Raw genomic sequence first — 1,358 nt, forward strand, 5'->3', positions numbered from 1 at the left:
ATGATACCCGTAGCTTCGGTGCATGGTTTGAGCCCCGTTACATCTTCCGCGCAGGCCGACTCGACTAGTGAGCTATTACGCTTTCTTTAAAGGGTGGCTGCTTCTAAGCCAACCTCCTAGCTGTCTAAGCCTTCCCACATCGTTTCCCACTTAACCATGACTTTGGGACCTTAGCTGACGGTCTGGGTTGTTTCCCTTTTCACGACGGACGTTAGCACCCGCCGTGTGTCTCCCATGCTCGGCACTTGTAGGTATTCGGAGTTTGCATCGGTTTGGTAAGTCGGGATGACCCCCTAGCCGAAACAGTGCTCTACCCCCTACAGTGATACATGAGGCGCTACCTAAATAGCTTTCGAGGAGAACCAGCTATCTCCGAGCTTGATTAGCCTTTCACTCCGATCCACAGGTCATCCGCTAACTTTTCAACGGTAGTCGGTTCGGTCCTCCAGTCAGTGTTACCTAACCTTCAACCTGCCCATGGATAGATCGCCCGGTTTCGGGTCTATACCCAGCGACTAAACGCCCTATTAAGACTCGCTTTCGCTACGCCTCCCCTATTCGGTTAAGCTCGCCACTGAATATAAGTCGCTGACCCATTATACAAAAGGTACGCAGTCACCTAACAAAGTAGGCTCCCACTGCTTGTACGCATACGGTTTCAGGTTCTATTTCACTCCCCTCTCCGGGGTTCTTTTCGCCTTTCCCTCACGGTACTGGTTCACTATCGGTCAGTCAGTAGTATTTAGCCTTGGAGGATGGTCCCCCCATATTCAGACAAAGTTTCTCGTGCTCCGTCCTACTCGATTTCATTGATAAGAGATTTTCATGTACGGGGCTATCACCCACTATGGCCGCACTTTCCAGAGCGTTCCACTAATCTCAAACCAACTTAAGGGCTGGTCCCCGTTCGCTCGCCACTACTAAGGGAATCTCGGTTGATTTCTTTTCCTCAGGGTACTTAGATGTTTCAGTTCCCCTGGTTCGCCTCTTGCACCTATGTATTCAGTACAAGATAACCAGCTTATGCTGGCTGGGTTCCCCCATTCAGAGATCTCTGGATCACAGTCTGTTTGCCGACTCCCCAAAGCTTATCGCAGGCTACCACGTCTTTCATCGCCTCTGACTGCCAAGGCATCCACCGTATGCGCTTCTTCACTTGACCATATAACCCCAAGCAATCTGGTTATACTGTGAAGACGACATTCGCCGAAAATTCGCATTTCGCTCAATTAAGAGCAGAACTCACAAATTTTACCTTAGCCTGATCCACCAGCAGTGAAACTGGTGTTCAGTCTATTTCTATCACATATCCGAATTTTTAAAGAACGATCTGACAAAAGTCAGAAATCAACATTCAT

General features: G+C 49.0%; 1 rRNA gene (running past one end of the window). It reads right to left on the bottom strand.

The window, feature by feature from the left end:
• Positions 1-1,162, bottom strand: a 23S ribosomal RNA gene (locus tag QQL85_RS26370) (it extends 1,823 nt beyond the left edge of the window).
• Positions 1,163-1,358: the final 196 nt, after the last annotated feature.

The sequence above is a fragment of the Pseudomonas putida genome (assembly GCF_030159595.1).
Taxonomy (GTDB): domain Bacteria; phylum Pseudomonadota; class Gammaproteobacteria; order Pseudomonadales; family Pseudomonadaceae; genus Aquipseudomonas; species Aquipseudomonas putida_AC.